This window comes from Mesorhizobium sp. M0854 (assembly GCF_040319815.1).
Classification (GTDB): Bacteria; Pseudomonadota; Alphaproteobacteria; order Rhizobiales; family Rhizobiaceae; genus Mesorhizobium.
Window position 1 is genome coordinate 348,188 of sequence record NZ_JAMYOL010000004.1, and the last position, 25,423, is coordinate 373,610.

Annotated in this window: 24 protein-coding genes and 1 tRNA gene; 18 read left to right on the top strand and 7 right to left on the bottom strand. The window is 63.9% G+C overall.

Annotated elements, in window-relative coordinates:
- The first annotated feature begins 11 nt into the window (after positions 1-11).
- From NKH99_RS10195 to NKH99_RS10220, 6 genes are all read left to right on the top strand, one after another.
- Entirely contained in the window at positions 12-773 is a 762-nt protein-coding gene (locus NKH99_RS10195; protein ID WP_352540870.1) for an SDR family NAD(P)-dependent oxidoreductase, read from the top strand.
- 142 nt (positions 774-915) lie between these two features.
- Positions 916-2,121 (top strand): 3-oxoadipyl-CoA thiolase, encoded by a 1,206-nt coding sequence (pcaF, locus tag NKH99_RS10200; RefSeq protein WP_353013884.1) that lies wholly within the window; start codon positions 916-918, stop codon positions 2,119-2,121.
- A gap of 152 nt (positions 2,122-2,273) precedes the next feature.
- Complete coding sequence (locus NKH99_RS10205) at positions 2,274-3,305, top strand: BMP family protein (protein ID WP_353013887.1); 1,032 nt, start codon at positions 2,274-2,276, stop codon at positions 3,303-3,305.
- Between the two features lie 273 nt (positions 3,306-3,578).
- A complete protein-coding gene (locus NKH99_RS10210; RefSeq protein WP_502900019.1) occupies positions 3,579-5,069 on the top strand; it encodes an ABC transporter ATP-binding protein in 1,491 nt (496 codons plus the stop codon).
- Entirely contained in the window at positions 5,069-6,124 is a 1,056-nt protein-coding gene (locus tag NKH99_RS10215) for an ABC transporter permease (protein ID WP_352540873.1), read from the top strand. The genes NKH99_RS10210 and NKH99_RS10215 overlap by 1 nt, the downstream gene beginning before the upstream one ends.
- The gene (locus NKH99_RS10220) at positions 6,121-7,065 is read left to right on the top strand and encodes an ABC transporter permease (RefSeq protein ID WP_023678177.1); all 945 of its coding nucleotides are present in this window, start codon (positions 6,121-6,123) and stop codon (positions 7,063-7,065) included. Before NKH99_RS10215 ends, NKH99_RS10220 begins: the two co-directional genes overlap by 4 nt.
- Before the next feature lie 14 nt (positions 7,066-7,079).
- On the opposite strand, the gene NKH99_RS10225 is transcribed toward NKH99_RS10220, so the two are convergent.
- Positions 7,080-7,847, bottom strand: coding sequence for an SDR family NAD(P)-dependent oxidoreductase (locus NKH99_RS10225; RefSeq protein WP_353013889.1), 768 nt, complete (start codon positions 7,845-7,847; stop codon positions 7,080-7,082).
- A 264-nt stretch (positions 7,848-8,111) separates the two neighbouring features.
- Here NKH99_RS10225 and NKH99_RS10230 point away from each other — a divergent pair, with 264 nt between their 5' ends.
- Both NKH99_RS10230 and NKH99_RS10235 read left to right on the top strand, forming a co-directional pair.
- Positions 8,112-8,267 carry a hypothetical protein gene (locus NKH99_RS10230; RefSeq protein ID WP_023678176.1) on the top strand — a complete coding sequence of 52 codons (156 nt, stop codon included), beginning with the start codon at positions 8,112-8,114 and terminating at the stop codon, positions 8,265-8,267.
- A 130-nt stretch (positions 8,268-8,397) separates the two neighbouring features.
- A complete protein-coding gene (locus NKH99_RS10235; protein WP_352681878.1) occupies positions 8,398-9,345 on the top strand; it encodes an LLM class flavin-dependent oxidoreductase in 948 nt (315 codons plus the stop codon).
- A gap of 28 nt (positions 9,346-9,373) precedes the next feature.
- Here the strand turns inward: NKH99_RS10235 and NKH99_RS10240 are convergent, their stop codons facing one another.
- The 3 genes from NKH99_RS10240 to NKH99_RS10250 are packed head-to-tail and all read right to left on the bottom strand — an operon-like array spanning position 9,374 to position 12,277.
- Positions 9,374-10,324, bottom strand: a complete 951-nt coding sequence (locus NKH99_RS10240) for a dihydrodipicolinate synthase family protein (RefSeq protein ID WP_353013891.1) — start codon at positions 10,322-10,324, stop codon at positions 9,374-9,376.
- Positions 10,314-11,309, bottom strand: coding sequence for a Gfo/Idh/MocA family protein (locus tag NKH99_RS10245; RefSeq protein ID WP_353013893.1), 996 nt, complete (start codon positions 11,307-11,309; stop codon positions 10,314-10,316). The genes NKH99_RS10240 and NKH99_RS10245 overlap by 11 nt, the downstream gene beginning before the upstream one ends.
- On the bottom strand, positions 11,306-12,277 hold the full coding sequence (locus tag NKH99_RS10250; RefSeq protein WP_352818321.1) for a Gfo/Idh/MocA family protein: 972 nt from the start codon (positions 12,275-12,277) through the stop codon (positions 11,306-11,308). Before NKH99_RS10250 ends, NKH99_RS10245 begins: the two co-directional genes overlap by 4 nt.
- Before the next feature lie 97 nt (positions 12,278-12,374).
- Between NKH99_RS10250 and NKH99_RS10255 the strand changes: the two genes are divergently transcribed.
- The 7 genes from NKH99_RS10255 to NKH99_RS10285 all read left to right on the top strand — a co-directional run bounded on the left by NKH99_RS10255 (position 12,375) and on the right by NKH99_RS10285 (position 19,540).
- Positions 12,375-13,088 (top strand): FadR/GntR family transcriptional regulator, encoded by a 714-nt coding sequence (locus tag NKH99_RS10255; RefSeq protein ID WP_352470738.1) that lies wholly within the window; start codon positions 12,375-12,377, stop codon positions 13,086-13,088.
- 32 nt (positions 13,089-13,120) lie between these two features.
- A complete protein-coding gene (locus NKH99_RS10260; protein WP_023678170.1) occupies positions 13,121-14,701 on the top strand; it encodes an ABC transporter substrate-binding protein in 1,581 nt (526 codons plus the stop codon).
- Between the two features lie 66 nt (positions 14,702-14,767).
- A complete protein-coding gene (locus NKH99_RS10265; RefSeq protein ID WP_023678169.1) occupies positions 14,768-15,727 on the top strand; it encodes an ABC transporter permease in 960 nt (319 codons plus the stop codon).
- Complete coding sequence (locus NKH99_RS10270; protein ID WP_502893704.1) at positions 15,724-16,629, top strand: ABC transporter permease; 906 nt, start codon at positions 15,724-15,726, stop codon at positions 16,627-16,629. Before NKH99_RS10265 ends, NKH99_RS10270 begins: the two co-directional genes overlap by 4 nt.
- Positions 16,630-16,647: 18 nt before the next feature.
- Positions 16,648-17,565, top strand: coding sequence for a dihydrodipicolinate synthase family protein (locus NKH99_RS10275; protein ID WP_353013896.1), 918 nt, complete (start codon positions 16,648-16,650; stop codon positions 17,563-17,565).
- Positions 17,562-18,572, top strand: coding sequence for an ABC transporter ATP-binding protein (locus NKH99_RS10280; RefSeq protein ID WP_353013940.1), 1,011 nt, complete (start codon positions 17,562-17,564; stop codon positions 18,570-18,572). Before NKH99_RS10275 ends, NKH99_RS10280 begins: the two co-directional genes overlap by 4 nt.
- Positions 18,572-19,540: an ABC transporter ATP-binding protein gene (locus NKH99_RS10285; protein WP_353013898.1), complete on the top strand. Its 969-nt coding sequence runs from the start codon at positions 18,572-18,574 to the stop codon at positions 19,538-19,540. Before NKH99_RS10280 ends, NKH99_RS10285 begins: the two co-directional genes overlap by 1 nt.
- 16 nt (positions 19,541-19,556) lie before the next feature.
- On the opposite strand, the gene NKH99_RS10290 is transcribed toward NKH99_RS10285, so the two are convergent.
- From NKH99_RS10290 to NKH99_RS10300, 3 genes are all read right to left on the bottom strand, one after another.
- Positions 19,557-20,270, bottom strand: a complete 714-nt coding sequence (locus NKH99_RS10290; RefSeq protein WP_353013900.1) for a haloacid dehalogenase type II — start codon at positions 20,268-20,270, stop codon at positions 19,557-19,559.
- Between the two features lie 172 nt (positions 20,271-20,442).
- The gene (locus NKH99_RS10295; protein ID WP_352470731.1) at positions 20,443-20,763 is read right to left on the bottom strand and encodes a DUF167 family protein; all 321 of its coding nucleotides are present in this window, start codon (positions 20,761-20,763) and stop codon (positions 20,443-20,445) included.
- A gap of 13 nt (positions 20,764-20,776) precedes the next feature.
- The gene (locus NKH99_RS10300) at positions 20,777-21,067 is read right to left on the bottom strand and encodes a YggT family protein (protein WP_023678162.1); all 291 of its coding nucleotides are present in this window, start codon (positions 21,065-21,067) and stop codon (positions 20,777-20,779) included.
- 165 nt (positions 21,068-21,232) lie between these two features.
- Here NKH99_RS10300 and NKH99_RS10305 point away from each other — a divergent pair.
- The 3 genes from NKH99_RS10305 (at position 21,233) to NKH99_RS10315 (ending at position 25,343) form a co-directional block, all read left to right on the top strand.
- Positions 21,233-21,308 (top strand) — tRNA-Ala (locus NKH99_RS10305).
- A gap of 243 nt (positions 21,309-21,551) precedes the next feature.
- Positions 21,552-22,010 carry a hypothetical protein gene (locus NKH99_RS10310; protein ID WP_352767469.1) on the top strand — a complete coding sequence of 153 codons (459 nt, stop codon included), beginning with the start codon at positions 21,552-21,554 and terminating at the stop codon, positions 22,008-22,010.
- 120 nt (positions 22,011-22,130) lie between these two features.
- Positions 22,131-25,343 carry an AfsR/SARP family transcriptional regulator gene (locus NKH99_RS10315; protein WP_353013902.1) on the top strand — a complete coding sequence of 1,071 codons (3,213 nt, stop codon included), beginning with the start codon at positions 22,131-22,133 and terminating at the stop codon, positions 25,341-25,343.
- Positions 25,344-25,423: the final 80 nt, after the last annotated feature.

Sequence of the window (25,423 nt, forward strand, 5' to 3'; positions counted from 1 at the left end):
AGATAAAAAACATGATTCTGAGAGATCGCATCGCCGTGGTGACGGGTGCCGGGTCGGGGATCGGGCGTGCCGGCGCCATGATGATGGCCAGGGAAGGTGCGCTCGTGGTGATCGCCGACAGGGACCAGGCGGCGGGGGAAGCAACCGCCTCCGACATTCGTGCGGCGGGCGGTCGGGCCGAGGCCGTCGCCACCGACGTCGGCGAGGATGCGGCGGTCGAGCAGCTCATTGCGAGAACGCTGGGCCGGCATCGGCGGATCGACATCCTGCACAATCATGCCGGGATCCAGGTCGGCGGCACGCTGACCGAAGTCGGCGCCGACGGCATGGATGCCTCCTGGCGGATCAATGTGCGGGCGCAGTTCCTGGCGGCCAGGCTGGTCATGCCGTCGATGATCGCGCAAGGCGGCGGGGTGATCCTGAATACCGCCTCAAATTCGGGTGTGTTCTACGACCGCGAAATGATCGCCTACGCAACGTCAAAACATGCAGTGGTGGCGATGACCCGGCAGATGTCGCTCGACTATGCCAAACACAATGTCCGCATCAACGCGCTGTGCCCCGGCTGGGTCGATACGCCCTTCAACGAGCCGTTCATCGCGCAGATGGGCGGGCGGGCGGCGATCGAGAACTATGTCCGCACCAAAATTCCCATGCAGCGCTGGGCCAGCGCGGAGGAAATCGCCGAAGCGATCCTGTTCCTCGTCTCCGACCGCTCGTCCTTCATGACCGGCCAGGCGCTGGTGATCGACGGTGGAGAAAGCATCGGCTGATCCGCCGCTCCCGGCGGGCGGCAGCTGAAATTCTCTTTGGCCTAACGGCCGGCGGCGAGATGTGCTTTCGTCTCAAGGAGAATGCGGCCAACATGGCTGGGTCGGGAGCAGAAATCATCAGCGCAACCGGGAAGGCTGTATAATGGCCGAGGCCTATATCTGCGACTACATCCGCACGCCGATCGGACGCTTCGGCGGTTCGTTGTCGGCGGTCCGTGCCGACGATCTCGGCGCTATACCTCTGAAGGCGCTGGTCGAGCGCAATCCAAACATCGACTGGGCTGCCATCGACGACATCGTCTATGGCTGCGCCAACCAGGCCGGCGAGGACAACCGCAATGTGGCGCGCATGGCGCTGCTGCTGGCCGGCCTGCCGAAGGAGGTTTCGGGCTCGACCGTCAACCGTCTCTGCGGTTCGGGCATGGATGCGGTGATGATTGCTGCCCGCGCCATCAAGGCCGGCGAGGCGGAGCTGATGATATCAGGCGGCGTCGAATCGATGAGCCGCGCTCCGTTCGTGCTGCCGAAGGCAGAGACCGCCTTTTCGCGCAATGCCGAGATTTACGACACCACGATCGGCTGGCGCTTCATCAATCCGCTGATGAAGAAGCAATACGGCGTCGATTCGATGCCGGAGACCGGCGAGAACGTGGCGGAAGAGTTCGCTGTCTCCCGCGCCGACCAGGACGCATTTGCCGTGCGCAGCCAGGACAAGGCTGTAGCCGCACAAGCCAATGGCCGGCTGGCAAAGGAAATCACGCCGGTGACGATCGCGCAGCGCAAGGGCGATCCGGTCGTTGTCGACAGAGATGAGCATCCCCGCGGGGGCACGTCGATCGAAGCGTTGGCCAAGTTGCCGACGCCGTTCCGGCAAGGCGGCACGGTTACGGCCGGCAATGCCTCGGGCGTCAATGACGGCGCCGCGGCGCTGATCGTCGCCTCGGAAGCAGCCGCGAAAAGATACGGGTTGACGCCGATCGCCCGTATCCTCGGCGGTGCCACCGCCGGCGTCGCTCCGCGCATCATGGGCATCGGTCCGGTGCCGGCCACGCAGAAGCTGTGTGCCCGGCTCGGCCTGAAGCCACAACAGTTCGATGTCGTCGAGCTCAACGAGGCCTTCGCCTCGCAAGGCATCGCCGTGCTGCGCCAGCTCGGCATTGCCGAGGATGCGGAGCACGTCAACCCGAATGGCGGTGCCATCGCGCTCGGTCATCCGCTCGGCATGTCCGGCGCGCGCATCACCGGCACGGCGGCGCTGGAGCTGCGCGAACGCAGCGCCCGCTATGCACTTGCCACCATGTGCATCGGCGTTGGCCAGGGCATCGCCGTGGCGCTGGAGCGATTGTGAGCAAGCGTCGATTTGCCGGGCCATTTAATGGCGCGTTCCGCCCACTCAAATTTGACCATGTGGACAAAAGCCGGGCACCGTTCCATAGTTCCTTCGCCGATATTCCAGAGAAGAGAGCCGGCTCGACACGGCGCCAATCAGAGGGGCATGCAATGGACAACGGGAAGAGCAGAATCCAATCGAAACGCGAAGAGCTTTCGCGCCGCAACGTGCTGGAGCTGGGCGCGCTCGGCCTGGCGGCGGCGATGCTGCCGGGCAGCGCCTTTGCCAAGACCAAGAAGCTGAAAGTGGCGGCGATCTTCGCCACGCCGATCGAGGAGCCGTGGGACAACCAGATCCATGTTGCCCTGCAGAAGGCCGAGAAGGAACTCGGCATCGAATACAAATGGTCGGAGAAGGTGCAGACGGCCGATTTCAGCCGCGTCATGCGCGAATATGCGCAGGGCGGCTATGAGCTGGTGCTGGGCGATGCCTTCGCCGCCGAGCGCGAATCGCGCAGGACCGCCAAGCAGTTCCCGAAGACCGCCTTCCTGTTCGGCTCCGGCGCCGGGCCGGCCGAGCCGAATTTCGGCGTCTTCGACAACTGGATTCACGAGCCGGCCTATCTGTCCGGGATGATCGCCGGAAAAATGTCGAAATCGGGCACGGTCGGCGCCGTCGCGGCGATGGGCATTCCGGAAGTGAACCGGCTGGTCAACGCCTTCTTTGCCGGCGCCAGGGAGGTCAATCCCGACATCAAGAAGAAGGTCGCCTTCATCGGCTCGTTCTTCGATCCGCCAAAAGCAAAGGAAGCGGCCGTCGCCCAGATCGACGCCGGCGTCGACGTCATCTATGCCGAGCGCTTCGGCGTCATCGAAGCGGCGGCGGAGAAGAAGATCCTCGCCATCTCCAACATGTCGGACCAGTCGAGCCTCGGCCCCGACACCGTGATCACCGGGCCGGTCTGGGACATGTATCCGACCGTCGAGCAGGCGATCAAGCTGGTCAAGGCCGGCGTCTTCACCGCGCAGGATTACGGCGATTTCTCGCGCATGGCCAAGGGCGGCTCGTACCTCGCGCCCTACCACAAGTTCGACAAGACGCTGCCGGCCGAGGTCAAGGAACTGGTCGAGAAGAAGAAGGCGGAGATCCTCGACGGCAATTTCCGCGTCGACGTCGATGAGAATACGCCGGTCTCGGACTGAGCGCTGTCTTTTGGGGGTCTGGCGCTTGTCGCACCCCCCTCTGGCCTGCCGGCCATCTCCCCCTCAAGGGGGGAGATTAGCAGCTTCGCCGACAGCACCTCTTCTTCAGCGCTGACGATTTGCGAAAGCCGAAGTGACATCCGATCTCCCCCTTGAGGGGGAGATGGCCGGCAGGCCAGAGGGGGGTGCAGCGCATTCCCGTCGATCAAAGCTGAACCGTAAAGCCAATTCCGATCGGGAGCACCCTTGTCAACGCCTGCCCCTCTTATTGAAATGCGCGGCATCTCCAAGAGCTTTGGCGCCGTCAAGGCGAACGAGGCCGTCGATCTCAGCGTCGCGCCGGGTGAAATCCTCGGGCTGCTCGGCGAAAACGGCGCCGGCAAGACGACGCTGATGAACGTGCTGTTCGGCGCCTATGCGCCCGATGCCGGCGAGATCCTGGTGCAGGGCCGGTCGGTGGCGATCAACAGTTCGGCCGATGCGCTGGCCGTCGGCATCGGCATGGTGCACCAGCATTTTCATCTCGCACCACGGCTTTCGGTGCTGGAGAACCTCTTGATCGGCATTCCCGGCAGATCGGGCCGGATCGACCGCGCCGGCGGGCTGGCGCGGCTCGCCGAGATCGGCCGCCAGCACGGGCTGACGCTCGACCCGGACCTCCCCGTCTCGGCGCTGTCGGTCGGCGAGCAACAGCGGCTCGAAATCGTCAAGGCGCTGTTTCGCGGCGCAAGGCTGCTGATCCTCGACGAGCCGACGGCGGTGTTGGCACCAACCGAGGTCGACGGGCTGTTTTCGGCGCTGCGCTCGATGGCGGCACAAGGGCTCGGCATCATTTTCATCTCGCATAAGCTCAACGAGGTGCGAGCGCTGACGCATCGCTGCGTCGTGCTCCGGCATGGGCGCGTTGCCGGCCGCGTCGATGCGCCGGCCAGCACCACGTCCTCGGAGATGGCGCGGCTGATGTGCGGCCACGAGATCGTGCCTCCGGCCAGAGGACCGTCGATGCCGGGTGCGGCCGTGCTGACCCTCGACGGTATCTCGACATCGCATCATTCCGGCATGGCGCTGCGCGATGTTTCGCTGTCGGTTCGTGGCGGCGAGATCCTCGGCATCGCCGGCGTCTCCGGCAATGGCCAGCGCGCGCTTGCCGAGGTCATCTCCGGCGTGCGTGCGCCCGATGCCGGGAAGATGACCATAGCCGGCAAAACGGTTTCGCGGTTCTCGCCGAGCACAGTGCAGGCGCTCGGCCTCGGCCGCATCCCGGAAGACCGTATGACGACAGGGCTGGTCACCAATCTGCCGCTCGCCGATTCGATGGTGCTGCCGCGCATCGGCACGGCGGCGTTCAGCCGCAACGGCCTGCTCAAGCCGGATGGGATCCGCGCCTTCGCCGAGGCACAGATCAAAGCCTACGATATACGTTGCCCCGGGCCGATGACGCGCGCCGGGGCGCTTTCCGGCGGCAATCTGCAGAAGGCGCTTTTGGCGCGCGAACTCGCCTTCGATCCGAAGGTGCTGATCGTTTCGCAGCCGACTCGCGGCCTCGACATCGGCGCCGCGCGCTTCATCCACGAAAAATTCCTCGACATGCGCGCCAAGGGCTGCGGCATCATCGTCATCGGCGAGGATCTGGAAGAGTTGCTGATGCTCTCGGATCGTATCGCGGTGATGTATGAAGGCCGCATCGTCGGCACGCTGAACAGCGCCGACGCCAGCATCGCCAGACTCGGGTTGATGATGACCGGAGCGGAGGGCCATGCCTGATGTTCCGTCTCGAGGCCCGCACCTCAACGCCCGCCTGGTTCAATCTGGCGCTGCCGCTGCTCGCTATCGGCGCGACGCTGATCCTGTGCAGCGGCCTCATCGCACTGGCCGGCGCCGGCGTCGTCGAGGCTTATGGCGTTATGTTTTCGGCGTCTTTGGGCGACAGCTACGCCATCACCGAAACGCTGGTGCGTGCCGCGCCGATGATCTTCACCGGGCTGGCCGTGGCAGTCGCCTTCCGCGCCAAATTCTGGAACATCGGCGCCGAAGGGCAATTGCTGGCTGGTGCGGCGGCGAGCTGTGCCGTCGGTGCAATCCCGATGCCGGGGCCGCTCGCCATGCTGCTGATGGCGCTGGCGGGCGCTGCCGCCGGCGCGGCCGTCGCCCTGATCCCCGCCACGCTGAGGGTAAAATTCAGGGTCGATGACGTGGTCAGCTCACTGCTGCTCAACTCGGTCATTTTCTATGCACTGATGGCGCTGATCGAGGGGCCATGGAAGGACAGTTTCAGCGGCTACCCGATCTCGCCGCCGATCGAGGATACGGCCAATTTTCCGGTGCTGCTCGAAGGCACACGGCTGCATCTCGGCGTCGTCGCGGCGCTGGTCGCGGCACCGGTCATCTGGTTCGTGGTCGCGCGCACCACGCTCGGCTTCCGCATCAGGGTCACCGGCGAAAACCCGGAAGCGGCGCGCTATGGCGGCATCAATGTCGAGCGGGTGCTGATTTCGACGGCGCTGCTGTCTGGCGCATTGGCCGGCCTTGCCGGCGTCGGCGAGGTCGGCGGCGTGCATTTCCAGGTGATGAGCGACATCTCGCCGGGCTATGGCTATTCCGGCATCGTCGTCGCCATGCTGGCGAGGCTCAATCCGCTCGGCGTGGTGCCGGCGGCGATCTTCCTTGCCGCCGTCATGACCGGCGCCGAGGCGATGTCGAGGGCCACCGGCGTTCCGGCCTTCCTCAGCGATGTTATTCAGGGAACCGCATTGCTTGCCATGCTGGTGGCGCTGCTGTTCACCGCCTATCGCCTCCGTCGCGTGGGAATAGCCAAATGAGCGTGGTGCTGGAGCAGATATTCCAGGTCGGCTTCCTGGCCGCCATCATCCGCATCGCCACGCCCCTGGCCTTCGCAACGCTGGGCGAAATGTTCTCCGAGCGCGCCGGGGTGCTCAATCTCGGCATCGAAGGCATCATGCTTTTGTCGGCGATGACCGGCTTCACCGCGGCGAGCCTCAGCGGCAGCCTTTGGCTTGGCGTGCTCGCGGCGGTGCTGACCGGGGCGCTGATGGGCGCCGTGCACGCGCTGTTCACTGTAGCGCTCGGCCTCAGCCAGCATGTCTGCGGCATCGGCGTGACGCTGTTCTCGTCGGGCCTTGCCTATTTCCTCTACCGGCTGATCTTCGGACAGCAATCGGTGCCACCGAACATCAAGGGGTTCGAGACGCTGCCGATCCCGATCCTGTCCGACATACCGGTGCTTGGGCCGGCGGTGTTCAACCAGTTTTCGCTGGTCTACATGGCGATGCTGGCCATACCGCTGGCCGCCTTCGTGCTCTACCGCACGCCTTGGGGCCTAGCGGTGCGCATGGTCGGCGAAAACCCGCGTGCCGCCGATTCTGCCGGCGTCAGCGTCATTGCAACACGCTTCCAGGCGGTGATCCTCGGCGGTGCCTTGATGGGACTGGCCGGTGCCTTCCTGTCGATGGCGCAATTCAACGCCTTCACCTTCGGCGTGGTTTCGGGGCGTGGCTGGGTGGCAATCGCGCTCGTCGTTTTCGGCCGCTGGGATCCGTGGCGATCGGCAGGCGCGGCACTGCTGTTTGCCTTCGTTGACGCCTTGCAGTTGCGTATGCAGGCGAGCGGGCTTGGCCATATCCCCTACGAGGCCTTCCTGATGCTGCCGTTCATCTTCACCATCGTCGCTATGGCGGTGATGTCGCGCAATGCGGTGGCCCCGTCGGCGCTGCTCAAGCCGTTCCGGCGCGAAGAGCGGTAGCGGCGCTTCGCCTTTCATATCGCGGTGAAGCCGTTATCGACGAACAGATGGGCGCCGTTGACGAAGCTGGCCTCGTCGCTGGCCAGGAACAGGGCTGCCTTCGCGACCTCTTCCGGCTCGCCGATCCGCCCTTGCTGCGCCGCCATTGCCGCGTCGGAGACATCGACGCCGAGTTTGTCGAGATCGGCGACCTCGCGCAGGCCATGCGGTGTCCTGATGAAGCCTGGACAGACCGCATTGCAGCGGATGTTGCGGTCGCGGAACTCGACGGCGATGGCACGCGCGAACATATGGCAGGCGCCCTTGGTGGTGTCGTAAAGCACCTCCATCGGCGTCGCCGCCACCGCGGAGATCGACGAGGTGCAGACGATGGACCCGCCGCCGGCGGCGATCATGCCGGGCAACACAGCACGCGTCATCAGGAACATCGAACGCACATTGACGGCATGCAGCCAGTCCCATTCCTGCAGCGTGGTCTCCAGGAAGGGTTTGATGACGAGGGTGCCGGCGTGGTTGAACAGAACCGTGACCGGGCCGAATTTTTCCGTCGCGCCCTTCACCGCCGCTTCGACCTGCGCCTCATCCGATACGTCGGCGACCCAGTGTTCGGCGACATGGCCGCGTTGCCTGATTGCCGCTGCGGTGGCCGCCGCCGCTTCGCCGTTGCGGTCGACGATCGCCACCTTGGCGCCCTCGGCCGCGAAAAGCTCCGAGGCCGCACCGCCCATTCCTGTCGCGCCACCCGAAATGATGGCGACCTTGCCGGCCAGTCTTGTCCCCATGGTTTGCTCCCTGCTGCCTTGCCGTGACGTCGCGGCTTTCCGCTGAAGCGATGCTATCCCTCATCCATTGGATGGCCAAGGAGCCACAGACACATGGACCTGACGTTTCCTGCCGTCACCCCGGCATGCCGCAAAAGGCAGCGCTAAGCAGTAAAAGCACTAACTTGTCCGCCGTTTGGAGAAAATTGTTCTAAGGATCGCGCGAAAATAGCACTCGACAAAGTCTACTGATTTTATAGATTAAGCGCCGAGACGGAGGTCGATATGTCCTATAGCCAGAACGCTCAGACTGCCCGCAAAGGCCAAAGGCTGGGTTCCGACCAGGTGTGGCGGCCGGCCTATGCCGGTGCTTTCGCCTATCTCGTCTTTGCCCTTGCGTTTGTATTCACCGGGGCAGTGGTACTGGGGCTGATCCCCTGATTGTCAAGGCTCTGATCATCGAGGCTTCCTCGGGATAGCGGCCTGCCGTTTGCAGAAATTCCGGAGTTGATGAACCGAATGCCGGTGTGCATTTGCGCGCCCTGATTCCAACGTGATGGAGGAGATGGCAATGCCGATCGAGTTCACGCATGTTCCCGGTAAGATCCACGCTGCCGACGCCAGCTTTTTCTATGACTTTGTCGAGACCGCGACGAAGCTGTCACTGATCGAGGATGCTGGATTCCAGAGGATCGTCATCGACGACCAGGCCGGGCTGCTGACCAATATGGACCTTGCCGCCCAGACGCTGGACCGGACCTCGTCCCTGGAGGTCGTGCTCACGCATTGGGCAGGCGTGATCGAACCAACCGTGGCGGCGCGACAACTCGCTGCCCTCGACGCGAGAAGCGGTGGCCGGCTGTCGCTCAGGATGCTCAGCGAGCCGCTGAGCGACGACGATGCCGAGGCACGTCCGGCCGGCCACACAGTGGTCTGGCAACGCATTGATGAATATCTGGTGCTGCTGAAGCGGTTGTGGTCGAACGACAGGCCGTTCGACCATGAAGGCACCTTTTACAGCATCAAAGGCGGCTATGTGCCGCGCAAGGGGCCGCATGGTGCCGATGTGACCATCCGCATGGGCGGGCAGTCGGGCACTGCGCTCAGGGTCGCGGGCAGGCATGCGGACGTGTTCGAGCTGGCGCCTGGCTCGCTTGCAGAAATTCACCAGTCAATGGAGCGCGTACGCGGCGCTGCTGCCGAACACGGCCGGGCCGGCAAGCTGCGTTTCGCGCTTCCCGTCCGAATCCGTTCGGAAGACAAATCGGCCGCTTCCTGCCAGAAGGCGCTCGAACTTGCCGGGCCGCCGGCGCAGGTCGCGCTGTCGCTGCTTTCCTACGCCGCTTTGGGGATCAAGGAGTTCATGATCGTCGGCGTCGACAGGCCACGCGAGATTGCGACCGCCGGCCGCGAGGCGATCGCGCTCTTGCGCAATTCACTGGCACGGCGCGAGGCCGATGTCCCTCAGCCGGGGGCGTTTGTGTCACGCGCGACACAGGGCGCGCGAGCCGGCTGCTGAACCGTCGTCCCGCGCCTTGGTGACGGGTCTACCACCATTCCTGGAAAGCCGCGTGAGCCGCCCTGGCCAGCGTCGGTATTTCCTGATCGGGAACGGAGCTGTAGGGCCAGAGCAATCGCGGCCCGAGCGGCGCCCAGCCGCCAGCCGCCGCCATCGCCTTATCGAGTGCTGCATCACCGACATTGTAACGGGTGCGAAACGGTAGGACATGTACGGCCAGGAAGGCCTGTATGCGGGCCTCGAGTTCGGCAGCTGTGGCCATGTCGGTGCGGATCATCTGCCACCACTGCACCGCGCCCTTCGGGTTGAGGCAGGCAACGTTGGAGTAGCTGCCATGGGCTCCCCCGGCATAGCCTGTTGCCAGCGTGTGGCCGGGGACGAAGACGGAAAATCCGTCCAGTCTGCGGCGCGTGTCGGCATACCAGCCGGCGTCGCCGCCCGGCAGCTTGGCGCCGACCAGCGATGGCACGGCCGCACGCAGACTGGCGATGCCGTCGAGCGTCAGGCGGCGCTTGGCGTGCGGCGGGTTGTAGAGCACCAGCGGCGTTTCGGGCGCGGCCTCGCAGAGGCCGCCGGCAAAACGCATGATCTCGTCGTCACTGGGCGGCCACCAGTCGGGCAAGGTGAATTGAGCCGCCGTCGGGCGAAGTCCGGCGACCCGCGTCAGTCGCTCCAGCGCGACGCGCGGATTGGACTGGCTGATGCCGATCTGGAAAGGAAGGCGCGCGCGGCCGGCTATGGTTGCGACCAACTCACAAAGCCGGTCGAATTCGGGCTCGGTCTGGCAATGGAATTCGCAGGCCGTGCCATTGGAATAGACGCCGTCGACGCCTGAGGCGCAGAGCCGGGCGATCGTCTCTTCCGTCGCCTGCCAGTCGATCGCTCCGCGATCGTCGATGGCCAGCATCACCGCGCCCCAGATGCCGCGCGGTGCGTGTGCGGGCAAGCGGGCCAGATGGTCGTCGAGGTCAGCGTCCACCGGCGATCTCGTGTTCGCGGCGGGTTTCGTTCGACGCGAAGCCAGCCTCGATAATGGCGATGATCTTGCGCGCATAGATGCCGTCGACCGGCACCGGCGTGTCATCGGCAATGGCATCGCGCATTGCGCTCCATTCGCGCACCAGCGCGTTATGCATCCAGTTCGGCTCAAAGGACCCGGGCAGCTCGGTCCAGACCGTCTCGCGGCCAAGCATGGTGCCGCGGTCCATGTCGATGCGCAGCGTTCCCCGCTCGCAGACCAGATCCATGGCATAGGTGGTGGCGCCGGTGCGATAGCCGACGCTCTGCACCTGGCCGATGCCGCCGCCGGCGAAGCGCAATCCGAGCAGAGCGCTGTCGTCTGCTTCCTGGTCATGGAACTTGGCGCCGAGCATGCCGCTCACCGACACGACATCGTCATCCATCAGCCAGACCAGGCGATCGACCGCGTGGATGCCGGCCGTCAACAGCATGCCGCCGCCGGTCGCCTTGCGCAGATGCCAGTCGCGGCGATTGTGCTCCATCCACAGCTTGATGATCCAGCTCGATCCGGCGAGCGGCCGGCCGAGCTCGCCTTCCTCCAGAATTTGCCTGGCCGCCATGCAGGGCGGGGCGAAATGCATGAGGTGGGCGACCATCAGCTTGACGCCACCCTTGGCCACGGCGGCGTTGATCGCATCGCAGGCAGCCACCGTCGGCGCCATCGGTTTTTCGAGCAGGATATGCTTGCCGGCCTTTGCCGCGCCGATGGCCATTTCGGCATGGAGATGGTGCGGGCTGGCAATGAGGACCGCATCGACCTCCTTGTCGTCCAGCAGCCTTCGCCAGTCCGCGTAGCCGCGGCCGCCATGTTCAGCGGTGAATTGCTGCAGTGCGTCGGCATTTCCTCGAGAGGCGGCGGCGAGGCGAATACCGCCAACCTCACGGATTGCCCGCGCATGGGCTGCGCCGAAATCGCCGGCGCCGATAATTCCTATTCCAATCATGGTCCTGCCTTTTGATAAGCGGCGTCGATCAGCGACATCGCCGCAACATAATCCTCGATGGACACCGGCGGAGGCGCCTTTCTGGCCAGCCGGTCAAGCGTATCGCGCATGAACAGACGATAGCGCGTTGCCGGCAGTTCGACCGGCAAGTCGACGATTGCCGCGTCGTCGAGCGTTGCGCAGATAACATGGTCGCCATGATCGATGAGGGTGGCATTGGCACTGACGATGCGCCACTCGAAGTCACCGCCGGGGCGCATCGAAGCAAAGGTGTAACCGGCCTCGACGATGAACAGCGCGCCGGCCTCGTCTTCCAGCACCAGAAGTGCGTGATCCTCGACCGGGCCGGGATGGATGCGGTTCGCGATCGAAACGCCTTTCAGGCCGAGCTTGCCGGTTGCGAGGCTGAGTGCCGCGTCGACGCCGTGTATGCCGAGATTCCTCAACGCACCCCCGCCACCAACCGCCGGGTCGAGCACCCAGGCGACACCGTCGGCGATGTAGCGTTGCGGCGGGCCGTTGATCAGCCGGAACTGGCAATGCGCCACGGGGCCGGCGCGACCTTGCCGGCGCAGCCGTTCAAGGCCGGCAACGGCCGGCCCGAAACGGTTGGGCAGGGGAACAGCGACAAAAGCCTGGTACTGCCTGGCGAGGTCGCGCAGCGCCATCAGTTCCCTCGTATGGCTGGCCGCCGGCTTCTCCAGGATCAGCGGTATCCTTGCCGCGATGATCGCACGTGCCCGCGCCGGCACCATCGAAGGCTGCCCCATCAACAGGATCACATCCGGCCGGCTGGAGAGTATCTCCTTGAAATCTTCGATAAACGGCAGGTCGTGGTGCGCGGCGAACGCATGCGCTTGGCCAGGATTCTCGTCCCAGATACCGGCGATCTCCGCACCGTGAAAGCGTGCGGCGTCGAGGTGCATTTCGGCGTGCCAGTGGCTCGAGCCGGCGAGGATTATCTTCATTCGGAGGCAGCACGTTTGCTATGGGCTTGCAGGATATCCTACAAGTGGCTATACGACAAGCGGCGGGCAAGCTTCAGCGGATGATGAAAGCAGTGGGATGGCGGAACTGAAGTCGATCGAACCGTTGAGCAGACCACCGCTGCTGCACGTCACCGTGCAGGAAAGCCTCCGGGCCTATATCGAAAGCAACCAGCTCAAGGCCGGCGATCCCTTGCCGCCGGAGACGTTCCTGGCGCAGCGGCTCGGCGTCGGCCGCAACTCCGTGCGGGAGGCCATCAAGGCGCTGGAATCGATCGGCATCCTGGAGACGCGGCGCGGCATCGGCGTGTTCGTCAAGGAGTTCTCGTTCAAGCCGCTGCTGGATAATCTTGCCTACGGCTTGCAAGATTCGCTGCGCGATGTCGAAGAGCTGCGCGAAATCCGCCGCGTGCTGGAAACCGGCCTCATCGCCAAGACGATCGAGATGATCAGCGCCGAAGATATCGAAGCGCTGCGCCAGTTGACCGAGCGCATGCGGCAACGTGCCGAGCGCCATGAGAGCTTCGCCGAAGAGGACCAGCAATTCCATCAGCTGCTGTTCCGCTGCCAGAACAATCGCATGCTGAGCGCGCTGATCGACATCTTCTGGATGGCGTTCAACAAGGCCTCGAATTTCACCAATCTCGACAATCCGACGCCGCTGGCGACATGGCGCGACCATCACGAGATCGTCGAGGCTGTCGCCGCCAAGGATGTCGACCAGGCGCGTCGGCGGCTCGATGACCATTACCGGGGGATCCAGCAGGTTATCGCCAAAAACCGAGCAAGCTGAAGAACAACCTGACTATGCCAAGGGAGGAAACCATGCGCATCAGGACCATCGCATTCTCAGTCGCCGGGCTGCTGCTCGCCAGCATTGCCCCATTGACCAGTGTCCAGGCACAAAGCGCCAAGACCATTGCGGGCGGCTTCGACGTCGGTCCCGGCGGTTTTCCCAAGAACTTCAACCCGCTGGTGGCGACCGGCGGCTACACCTGGCTCAGCACCTATTTTGAACCGCTGGTCATCTACAATGCCGGGCTGGCCGATATCGAAGGCGACCTCGCCAAGGACTACAAGATCAGCGACGACCAGCTGAGCTATACGTTCAACCTGGTCAACGAGACCTGGCATGACGGCAAACCGTTCACCTCGAAGGACGTCAAGTTCACCCTCGAGCTTGCCAAGAACAAGGCCTCCGGCAGCCTGTTTGCGGCCCGCCTCGCCAACATCGCCTCGGTCGATGCCCCGGATGACCACACCGCAGTGGTGAAGCTATCGAAACCGAACGGCTCGTTTCTATCCATCCTCTCGCAGCTGATGATCCTGCCGGAGCATGCCCTGGCCGCTCTGCCGCCGGAATCGCTGGCGACAAGCACCTGGTGGTCGACCACTCCGGTCGGCACCGGCCCGTTCAAGTTCAAGCGCTACGTGACCGACCAATATGTCGAACTGGCAGCCGATGACGATTATCGCGGCGGCAAGCCGAAGGTAGACGTGCTCATCAACCGCTATTTCGAGTCGCCGGCGGCGGCCGTTGCCGCGCTCCGTGCCGGCGAAATCCAGTTCACTTATGTCGAGCCCGACGATGCGGCATCGTTCAAGAGCGACAGCAATTTCAAGGTGATCGAAGGTGCCTCGTACGTGGTCAACTATATCGGCCTGAACCAGAAGGTCGACCTGTTTAGGGATATCCGTGTCCGCCAGGCGATCATGTACGCGATCGATCGCAACGCCATCATCGACAGCCTCTACGGCGGTGCCGCCGAGCCAGCCAATTGCGGCTATGTCGCGCCGCATCTCGTTCCCGCAGGCCTCGAACCCTATGCCTACGATCCGGCAAAGGCCAAGGCGCTGCTGAGCGAGGCCGGCTGGGACAAGATCAACGGCGACAAGCCGATCACCTTGCTGACCTATTACGGCTCGCCGCAAGCGGCCAATGTGATGGCCGCTGTCCAGTCGATGCTGGCCGAGGTCGGCATCAATGTGGTGCCGCGGGTCGTCGATACGCCGACCTACAACGGCATCGTCTACAAGCAAGGCACGCCGGACTGGAACGCCTTTCCGATGGTCTATGCCGGCCTGCAGAACGGCCCCAACCCGGCCGGCCTCAATCCCGGCCTCAACAAGTCGCAGATCCCGCCGGCAGGCTTCAACACCATGCGCATCGAGTTCGACGATCTGAGCACCGCATTGGACGCCGCGCTAGGCCAAACCGATCCGGCCAAGCTCGATCAATCCTGGCAGGGGGTCTGCAAGGTCATGAACAAGGAGCTACCCTGGGCGACGTTGTGGGTGGCCAACCGCTATGGCGTAGCCTCCAACAAGCTGCATGACTTCGTCTGGACGCCGGCGCCGGGCGGCGGCCCCTACGCAGCTCACCCCGAGCGCTGGGACATCCAGTAAGAAACCCGCAACCAAGCGAGCAGGCGGGACCACTTTGGCGCCGCCTGCCACCGCCACGGAAAGCCCATGTTGAGCTTCATCGCCCGCCGCAGCGCCACAGGATTGCTGATGCTGGTCGCGCTCAGCGTCCTCATCTTCATCCTGTTGCGGCTGGCGCCGGGCGATCCGATCGACGCCTATATCAACCCATCGGTCCCCATGTCGGCTTCCGACCTCGAGGGCCTGCGCGAACGGCTCGGGCTCGATCGGCCGCTTCCCGTGCAATATCTCGCCTGGCTGCGCGCGGCGCTGAGCGGTGACTTCGGCTATTCGATCCAGCGCAGCGGCGTTGCCGTGCTGCCACTGGTCATGGAACGCATCGGCCCGACGGCGCTGCTGATGGGTACGGGCCTGGCGATCGCCATCGTGCTCGGCATTTCCGCCGGCATTTTCAGCGCGGTGCGCCGTAACGAACCATCCGACATCGCGCTGTCGGTGCTGTCGTTTATCGGTATCTCCAGCCCGGCTTTTCTGACAGCGCTGCTCGGTCTCTATTTCTTCTCGGTGCTGCTGCGCTGGGCGCCGTCCGGCGGCATGCAGACCGCGGGTGCGCCGTTCTCGGCGACGGATGTGCTTGCGCACCTCGTCCTGCCCGCCTGCCTGCTGTCCGTCGGCCATGCCGCGCTGATCATGCGTTACATGCGCGCCTCGCTGCTGGAAGTGCTCAACCAGGATTACGTGCGGACGGCGCGTGCCAAGGGCGTGCGCGAGTTCTGGGTTATCATCAAGCATGCAACCCGCAATGCGCTCTTGCCGGTCATTACCTTGATCGGCTCGACTGTCGGCATCGCCATCGGCGGCGCCATCTTCCTGGAAAGCGTGTTCAACTGGCCGGGCATGGGACTGCTTCTGGTCAACGCCGTCGGCACCCGCGATTACCCGGTGATCATGGGCGCTACCCTGGTGATCGGCGTTTGCGTCATCCTGGTCAACCTCTTGACCGACGTCGTTTATGCCGTCGTCGACCCGCGCATTCAGGTGGCATGATGGCAATCACGGCGCCAGATCCTACAGTTGACCCGACAGCCGTGCCGCAAACCAAAGGCCCGCTTCGCCGCGCGCTCGACCGCTTTTTTGAAAACCGCGCGGCGCGTGCCGGGCTTTTGATCGTCATCCCGATCCTGCTGGCGGTTTCGACGTATCCTTTGTGGTGGCCGTTCGGTCCTAACACCATCGACCTCCGAGCAATGAACAAGGCGCCGTCGGCCATTCATTGGCTGGGCAGCGACGGCGTCGGGCGCGACGTCATGGCCCGGCTGCTGCAAGGCGGACGGATCTCACTGCTGGTCGCCGTCTGCTCGGTCGCCATATCGACCGTCATCGGCTTCCTGGTCGGCGCCGTCGCCAGCTTTGGCGGGCGTCTTGTCGACGGCACGGTGATGCGCCTGGTCGACCTGGCGATGACGCTGCCGCCGGTGATCTTCCTGCTGGTGCTGGCTTCGATCGCCGGCACCGGCATCGCCCCGACCATCCTGGTGATCTCGCTGCTCTCCTGGCCGGTGCTGTCGCGCATGGTGCGCGCCCGGCTGCTCGAACTGCGCGAGCGCGATTTCGTCGTTGCCGCCCGCGGCATGGGCGCGGGGCTGCCGCATCTGCTGTTCCGGCATGGCCTGCCCAATTGCATCGATATCCTGGTCGTCTACGCCACCTTGCAGATCGCCAACGCCATCCTGCTCGAGGCCGGCCTGTCCTTCCTCGGCCTCGGCATCGCACCGCCCGAAGCCAGCTGGGGCAACATGCTCAATCTCGCCCGCTCCACCGTGGTGCTTGAAAATTACCCCTGGCAATGGATGTTCCCGGGCGCCGCACTGGTGCTCACCGTGCTCGCCATCAATTTCATCGGCGACGGCCTGCGCGACGCATTCGACCCCCGCTCCGATCTCAACTGACCTCAAAGGTTTATCAAAATGCCCCTGTTTACCGGCGTCGTGCCACCTGTCGTCACCCCGCTCAATGCCGATTTCAGCATCGACTTTCCGTCGTTCACCCGCACCATCGAGAACCTGCTCGACGGCGGTGTTCACGGGCTGTTCGTGCTCGGTTCGACCAGCGAGGTGGTCTTCCACGACGAGGCGGGCCGCAGGGCCGTCCTCGAGCACGCGGTCAAGGTCAATAACGGCCGGGTTCCGATCTTCGCCGGGGTCATCGACCCGACGACCGACCGCGTCATCAACCACGCCCGGATCGCCAGATCGGCCGGCGCCGACGCCATCGTCGTCACCGCGCCGTTTTATACCCGCACCAGCCAGCCGGAGATCGGCGACCACTTCCGCTATATCAAGGATGCGATCGACATTCCGGTCATCGCCTACGACATCCCGGTCTGTGTCCACGTCAAGCTGGAGCGCAAGACCATGGTCGGTCTCGCCAGGGAAGGCGCCATTGCGGGTATCAAGGATTCCAGCGGCGATGACGGCAATCTGCGTTACGTGCTCAAGGACATGGCCGACGATCCCAGTTTTTTCGGCATGACCGGTTCCGAGATCCTGGTCGACAGTGTGCTGGCGATGGGTGCGCATGGCGTCGTGCCGGGCCTCGCCAATGTCGACCCGCATGGTTATGTCAGGCTGTGGAAGCTGACGCAGGCGGGCCAGCATGCCGAAGCCCGCCTGGAGCAGGAGCGATTGTTGAAACTGTTCGAGATCGTCTGGATCTCGCTCGGCAGGACTAGCGCCGGCTCGGCCGGCGTCGGCGCCTTCAAGGCGGCGATGAAGAGCCTCGGCATCATCGCCTCGAACACCATGGCGCGGCCGCAACGCAGCCTGAACGAGGAAGAAACCGCGAAGGTCGACATGATCCTTCGCGACGTGGGGCTGCTCCGCTGAGTGTCGCGCCGATCCTCTCGATTTCCGGCCTGCGCGCGGTGTTCCGCATCGCGGGGCGCGACATCGCGGCGGTAACGGATGTCGACCTGACGATCGGCTCCGGCGAGACGGTGGCGCTCGTCGGCGAATCCGGGTCCGGTAAGTCCGTCACCAGCCTGTCGATCATCGGCCTGTTGCCGAAAAGGGTCGGACATATCGCCGAGGGGTCGATCGCGCTGCGGCGCAAGAACGGCACGGTCACCGAATTGACCAGCCTCGATGCCGAATCGCTGCGCAAGATACGCGGCAATGAGATCGGCATGGTGTTCCAGGAGCCGATGACCAGCCTCAACCCGGTCTACACGATCGGCGAGCAGATCGCCGAACCGATCCGCATCCATCTCGGCAAATCGCACCGCGAGGCAGAAGCAGATGCGGTGCGGCTGCTGGAACAGGTCGGCATTCCCGATCCGAAGCGGCGGGCGCGGCAATATCCGCACGAACTTTCGGGCGGGATGCGCCAGCGTGCCACCATTGCCATGGCCCTGTCCTGCGATCCTGGTTTGCTGATCGCCGACGAGCCGACAACCGCATTGGACGTCACCATCCAGGCCCAGATCCTCGATCTTTTGGCCGACCTGCAGGCGCAGCGCGGCATGGGCATCCTGTTCGTCACCCACAATCTCGGAGTCGTCGCCGAAATCGCCGACCGGGTGGCGGTGATGTATGCCGGGCGTATCGTCGAATCGGGTCCGGTGAGCGAGGTGTTCACCCGTCCGCGCCATCCCTATACGGCAGGGTTGATGCGCTCGGTGCCGCGGCTCGGCCAGGCCACGGCGCTGAAGGCGGCGGGAACGCCGCTGCCGACCATTGCCGGAAATGTTCCGTCGCTCGCCTTGCTGCCCATGGGCTGTTCCTTCGCGCCGCGTTGCCCGATGGCTATCCCTGCCTGCCGCGCCGCGGTCCCTCCATTGTTTGCGGCGACGCCGACCCAGCAAAGCCGCTGCCTGCGCTGGGAGGAACTCTGATGGCCGACGCCCCTTTCCTCGCTGTCAAAAACCTGACCAAGCATTTTGCGCCGACAGCGTTCTCGCGCGGACCCGTCGTAAGGGCGTTGGAGGATATTTCTTTCGATATCGGGCGTGGCCAGGTGGTCGGCCTGGTCGGCGAATCCGGCTCCGGCAAGACGACGATCGGCCGCTCGGTGCTGCGTCTTATCGAGCCGACATCCGGCCAAATCAACTATGACGGCACCGACATCACCAGGCTGGGTGCCGCCCAGTTGCGCCGCCAGCGCCGCAAGATGCAGTATATTTTCCAGGATCCCTTCGCCAGCCTGTCGCCGCGCATGACAATCGGGCAGATCCTCACCGAAGGCCTGGACATTCAAGGCATCGGCAAGAAGTCCGAGCGGCGGGCGAAGGCCGAGAAGGCACTTGCCGCGGTCGAGTTGCCGGTCGACGCCTATGACCGTTACGCCCATGAATTTTCGGGCGGCCAGCGCCAGCGCATCGGCATCGCCCGGGCGCTGACGCTCGAGCCGGAATTCATCGTTGCCGACGAGCCGGTCTCGGCACTCGACGTCTCGATCCAGGCGCAAATCATCAATCTGTTGCGCGACCTGCAGCTCCGGCTCGGCCTGACCATGCTGTTCATTTCGCACGATCTGGCTGTCGTCGAGTACATCTGCGACACGGTCATCGTGCTCTATCTCGGGCGCATCATGGAGGTTGCGCCGGCGGCCGAGCTTTATGCCCGGCCGCAGCATCCCTACACGCGCGCGCTGCTGTCAGCCATTCCGTCGCTCGATCCGCTGGCCAGGCAAAGCCGGCAGGTGCTCAAAGGCGATATTCCAAGCCCGGCAAACCCGCCGTCGGGCTGCGTTTTCCGAACCCGTTGCCCGTTCGCGCTGGAAGCTTGCGCCGGGGCTGTACCGCCGCTGAGGGCGACAGCCGAGGGCCATCTGAACGCCTGCATTCGCGACGACATCGCTTAGGTTTTCTGCCCTCGGCCTACGGGAGAACTTGGGCGAGATGGACAAGGTCGTCGGCCACAAAGTCCCAGCTCTCAAGAGGCGAGAGATCGGTCGTCTGCGCCGGGCCATGCTCTTTTGGCCGAGCAACAAAGGCGGTTCCGATACCGCACCTTCGTGCCGCGGCCAGGTCGTCATTGTGCGCGGCGATTAACACGGCCTCCGCAGGTCGCACCCCCAGGATCTCCACTGCGCGGAGATAAGCCTGCGGCGCAGGCTTGTAGGTGCCGAACACATCCGAGCCAAGGACGGTGTCCCAAGGCAGGCCGGCGCGCTTGGCCATATCCAGCAACAGCCGGGTATTGGCCCCTGATAAGGGCACGATGATGAAGCGTTCCTTTAGCCTCGCAAGGCCTTTCAGCGAATCGGGCCACGGCTCCAGCCGGTGCCAGGCGAGGTTGAGTTCCTCAAGTTCGGCGGTCGGCAGCTCGGATGGGGCCAGCCCGAACTGGACGAGGGTGGCGTCCAGATTCTCCCTGTTGATTACGTCAAGTGACACGAAAGGCCGCTGCCCCGTCCGCACCGCCTCGGTCGAGGCGTCATAGCGCGACGCCCACGCATCGGCGAATTCACCGGGATCGACCTGCTCTGCACCAACTCGCGCGAGGAAGGCGCCGGCCTCCCTTGCGATACCGCTGCGCCAATCAACGACGGTTCCCAGAACATCGAAGAATAGGACTCGAGTAGTGGTCATTGAGCTTTCCTCCGACCTCATTGAAACGTCGCCGACGCCAACCCATATGCAATGCGCGTCGGATGTTTCCTCCCATTCGTCCGGCGCGTTCCCCTCTGAAGGTTTTCGACCTTCACATCTGGCCGGGCTTTGCAGCCCGGCCTTTTTTTGCGGGTAAGTGAGCCAGCCGAGATCATGGCGCAGGTGTGCCCAGCGTATCGATGCGTTTCGCCAGCGCCGCGGGATCGCCAAGCACGCGCAGCGTCTTCAGCCGAGCTGTGCCGCCGGCAGCGATCGAGACGCCCGATGCCGGCACGCCAAGCGCCTTGGCTACCAGCCTTTCCAGCGCTCGATTGGCGGCTCCGTTTTCCGGCACGGCGCGGACGCGAGCCTTCAGATGGCTTCGTCCATCCGCCGATGTTTCGATGCCTTCCAGCCTGTCCATCGCTGATTTCGGCGTCAGCCGGACAAACAGGTCGATGCCGTCGGCGCGCGTGCGGAACGGCGCACTCATCGACGCCCTGGGCTCAGACGACCAGCGAAAGCACGGTGGTGAGCAGGAACTGCCGGATGAAGAACAGGATCAGCAGCAGGATGATCGGCGAGATGTCGATGCCGCCGAGGTCGGGCATGAAGCGGCGGATCGGCCGCAGCGCCGGCTCGGTCAGCCGATAGAGCATGTTGCTGATGGTGTCGACGAACTGGTTGCGGGAGTTGACGACGTTGAAGGCGTAGAGCCAGGAAAATATCGCCGAGGCGATGATGATCCACCAGTAAAGGTCAAGCGCCATGACAATGGTCTGAATGAGGGCGATCATGCCGGTCTCCGATTGTTGCCGACATGTAGCCACTGTAGGTGAAAGCGGCAAGAGCCGCCTTCTGCCGCATGGGCGAGGGCGCACGAACGGCCGAGCGGCATTTCGGCAGCAAGCGCAGCCTTGACAGGAAACCGCAGCGGCCGATAAAAGCCCCATCCGCTGGACGGGGCTGTAGCTCAGCTGGGAGAGCGCGTCGTTCGCAATGACGAGGTCAGGAGTTCGATCCTCCTCAGCTCCACCAGCGGATTTTTTCGGACCCTTTGCCTGGATGAATTCCAAGGAAATCCTCCTTGGATTCGCGGCGTCTCTCAGACGAAGCTCGCGAACGCATTGCAGGCCTCTGCCGGCTTGGCACTTATCGTTGCCGGGTGGATTCACATCGGCGACGTAAAGACCCTCTACACCAGTAGCGTATGCGGCCTATTGCCACTGCGCCTCGTCCTTGCCAGACTTGGTCCGTCTTCAAAACCGAGGGGAATTCACCATGACCAGCACGACAAGGCGTGATTTTGTAGGTCTTACAGGAATGGCAGCGACTACCCTGGCCGGTGCTGTTGCAACACGAGCTACCGCTGCGGAAAGCGACGTATCGCCATCGTTCGATGAGGTTCTTCAAGAGTACAATCAAAACAACACAGAAAGGACTAGATCAAAGCTGGCGATCTATGTGGTGCTTTCTCACCTGCACGCCAGTCTCGAGGAGGAATTTAGCGACCTTGGGCTAGAGCTGCCTTTAGGGAAAAAGGCCTTGCCATCGAACCTGCCGGCCAATTTCGCCGACGCGCAGGTTGCACCCCTTCCTTGGCTCTTCAAGCCCTCGGAAGTTACCGACCACGAACGAAACGGCTATGCGACGATTGCAATGCGAATGAACGCAGTGATGGCAAGACACACCGCCGACGTAAGTGTCGGGGTTTCGCATATCATGTCGCACAAGGGATAACCGCGACCTTGCCGGCGAGAACGGCACGTCAGGCGAGCACAACGCCGGCCGGCGATTTGTTGTTGCGGGCGAACCGATTACCTGTTTTGGCGAGGCGACTGCGCTGCGAGAGTCCTCACAATGGATAAATACTTCCGGGACGCGCCGCGCGAGATAGCAAAGCTCTCGGCACCCCGGCCAGTGGGAATTGTCAGCCGTCCGCGCGTAGTGGCGCTGCTTTCGCAGGCCCTCGACAGCGGTGCATGCTGGCTGGCGGCGCCTGGTGGATACGGCAAGACGACCGCGGTGATCGACTTTCTGGAACACGGCGGGCTGGAACAAGGCGGCCTGAAGCAAGGCGAATCGGCGTACAAGTGGTATCGGGTCGACACCGAGGACCAGGACGTTGCGCGCCTTTTCCACTATCTGACGCTGTCGCTCGACGGCAGGCATGCCGGCATGCCGGTCTTTGGTCCGGAATATGCCGACAATTCCGACGATTTCGCGCGGCTGTTCTTCCGCACCTATTTCTCGCGGCTTGATCCGGGCACGATCCTGGTCCTCGACGATCTGCATCGTGCCGATGCGCCAGGCTTTCGCCGGACGCTGGCGATCCTGTTGCGCGAACGCCCCAACACTGTCCGCTGCATCTGCACATCGCGGATGCTGCCTGAGGGCGACGTCGCCGACCTCGTGCTGTCGGGACAGTTGCCGGTGCTCAACCAAACGCTGCTGGAGTTTTCGCCTGGGGAGGCTCGCAACCTCGTCACCGCCCGCTCGCAATCGCCGTCCGAGGTCGGCGACATTTCGGAGGCGCGCGGCTGGGCGGTGGGCCTTCTCCTGCTGGCCAACGCCGGAATGTACTACCCGCTTTCGCAGACCGGCCTTGCCGGGGGCGCCGGCCTTCGGGAGATTGTCGGACGTTATTTCCTGCGCGACATCGCGCCGGAGGACCAGGATCTGCTTATCAGGCTCAACGTTCTGCCGGAGATCAGCACGGAGCTTGCCGATGCGTTTCTGGGCTCGCCGCAGGCTGCTCGCCTGCTGGTGCGGCTGCAGCATCGCCAGCTGCTGATCACGCGCGACGGTCCGGGCGGCGCCGCCTTCCAGCTGCATGACTTGTTGCGCGAATACCTTGCCGGCCTACTGGACCGGCGCGTGACGGAAGCGGACCGTTCCAGGCTGCGCGAGCAGGCAGCAAAGGTCCTGCACGAGGCAGACAAAACCGACGCGGCAATCGTGCTGGCGTTGCAGGCGGGCGCCTGGCCGCTGGCACGCCAGCTCATTCTGGAGTGCGCTAACGGCGTTCTCACGCAAGGGCGCAGGGCCAGCTTCGTCGAATGGTGCAACAGGCTGCCCCCCGAGCAGATGGACGGGTGGGTCCATTATTGGCTGGGCGTCGCCTTCGCATCGGACGATGCGAAGGCCGAACCGCACTTCTCCAAGGCATGGCAAGCATTCGAGAACACCGACATGCGCGGCCAATGCCTGACGGTCGCGCGAGCGGTCGTAGTCAAGACCGCCAGTTGGCGTACGCATGAGGGGCTGGCGGATTGGACGCGCCGAGCCTCACAGCTTCTTGCCAGGGGATTGCCGGAGTTGGATCCGGAGGAACTCATGATGGTCAGGCTCGGCATCCTGCGGGCCGTCGATTTCGCCGAACCTGGCGAATTCGACGCCCATGACGCGAAGCGCCTCGTGAATGATATCCAGCAGCGCCTGACACATCTGCCGATCGAGGATTCGGTCGAGTTGCGCCTGCTGGCAAGCGAAGCGCTCATCGACTACGCGACCTCGTCGGGGCAGCGCGACATTTTTGCCAATGCCGTGGACAGCGTTGCCGCCGATCTCGAACATCCGGATATCCCGCCGCTGGTGCTCGGCATGTGGCTGGTGTCCTTTGGCTCGGCCAGCGGCCGTTACTTCCCCTATTCGCGGCGCGGTTTTGTCTATGCCTCGGCCGAGGATGCGTTGCGACGCGCAACGGCGATAGGCGAGCAGCACGCCTTACGGGGCGTCGAGTTCAGCGCGCTCTATCAGCTTCAATTGCTGATGAAGCTTCACAACAGGTTCTCGGAATTCAATGCGCTCGTCTCCCGGCTGGGCGAGATCGCGGACAGCAGGTTCACAACCCAGGTCGCTGTAGTCGCCGACTGCCACGCGGCGATGCACACGCGCAACGGCGACTTCGTCAAGGCTTATCTCGACTGCGATGCCTTCATGGATGCGATCGAGCGGGCGAATGAGCCGATGATCGAACGCTGGCCGCATTACGTCACCAAATACCAGGTCCTGCTGGCCGATCGGCGTCCAGCGGAGGCCATTGCGCTACTCCAGGAGATCGTCGAAAGGCTGAGCGGCGGCCCTCGCCAGCGGGTCGAACTCAACATTCTGGCCGCTCGGGCCCTGGAGCAGAAGTGGAAAGGCGGCGCGTCCTATGGCACTCGTCTGGCTGAATTCATGGAGGTGTTGCGCCAGGTCAACCCCTCCGCAATCCTGCTCAACCTGCCGGACCTATTGGCCGATCTGGTCGCCGATGCGCTGGAGCGAAAGATCGACGTCGATCTCTGCCGCCGCGTCGTTCGGGCGCGATATCTGGTCCCGCCCGCTGGCCGACCCGTCCAGTGGCCTTGGCCGCTCAGGATCCACTTGATGGGAGGCTTCCGCCTCGAGATCGATGGTGCCGAGGTCGCGCCCGGTGCCAAACCTACCCGCGCTCTCGACATATTGCGCATTATCTGCCTGTCGAGGGATCAGGTCTGTTCGGTGGAAACCCTGCAGGATTGGCTCTGGCCCGACCTCGACGGCGACCAGGCCAAAGCGGCCTTGGAGCAGGCGCTGCATCGTCTGCGCAAATTGCTCGGGCAAGGCGAGCTCGTAACGCTGAGAGAGGGCCGTTTGCGGCTCGCTGCCGACAAGGTCTGGATCGATCTGCAGGATTGGGAAGACCGGCTGAAACCCGTTCTGTCGGGCCAAAGAGACAGCGCAATCGAGGAGCAGGAGAGACTGCTGGAAGGCTTTGTCGGCCCGCTTTTCTCGAATGGCCCGACGCCCGCCTGGTCGAACGCCGCGGCCGACCGGGTGCGGGACGGGTTGGTCGAGCTTGCCGTGCGGGTCGCCAAACACTGGCAGAGCCAAGGCAACGCAGATCGGGCACGCCAGGCGTGCCGGCGTGCGCTCGATTTCTACCCGGAATCGGCCAAACTCCATGGCACGCTCATCCAGGAGAGCCTCTCCAGAAACGACCATGCCGGCGCCATCGAGGATTACCGGCGCTATGAACGCGCGCTCGCTTCGACCGGCGATGACGAGCCCTCGCCTTTGCTGCGTTCGCTCGTGCGCCCGTTTCTCTAGACCGGTCATCGTTTCACCGAAACGCCGAACCGCTCTATCTCTTTATTTTTATTTTTGCGCAATTCCGGACGGAAAACCGT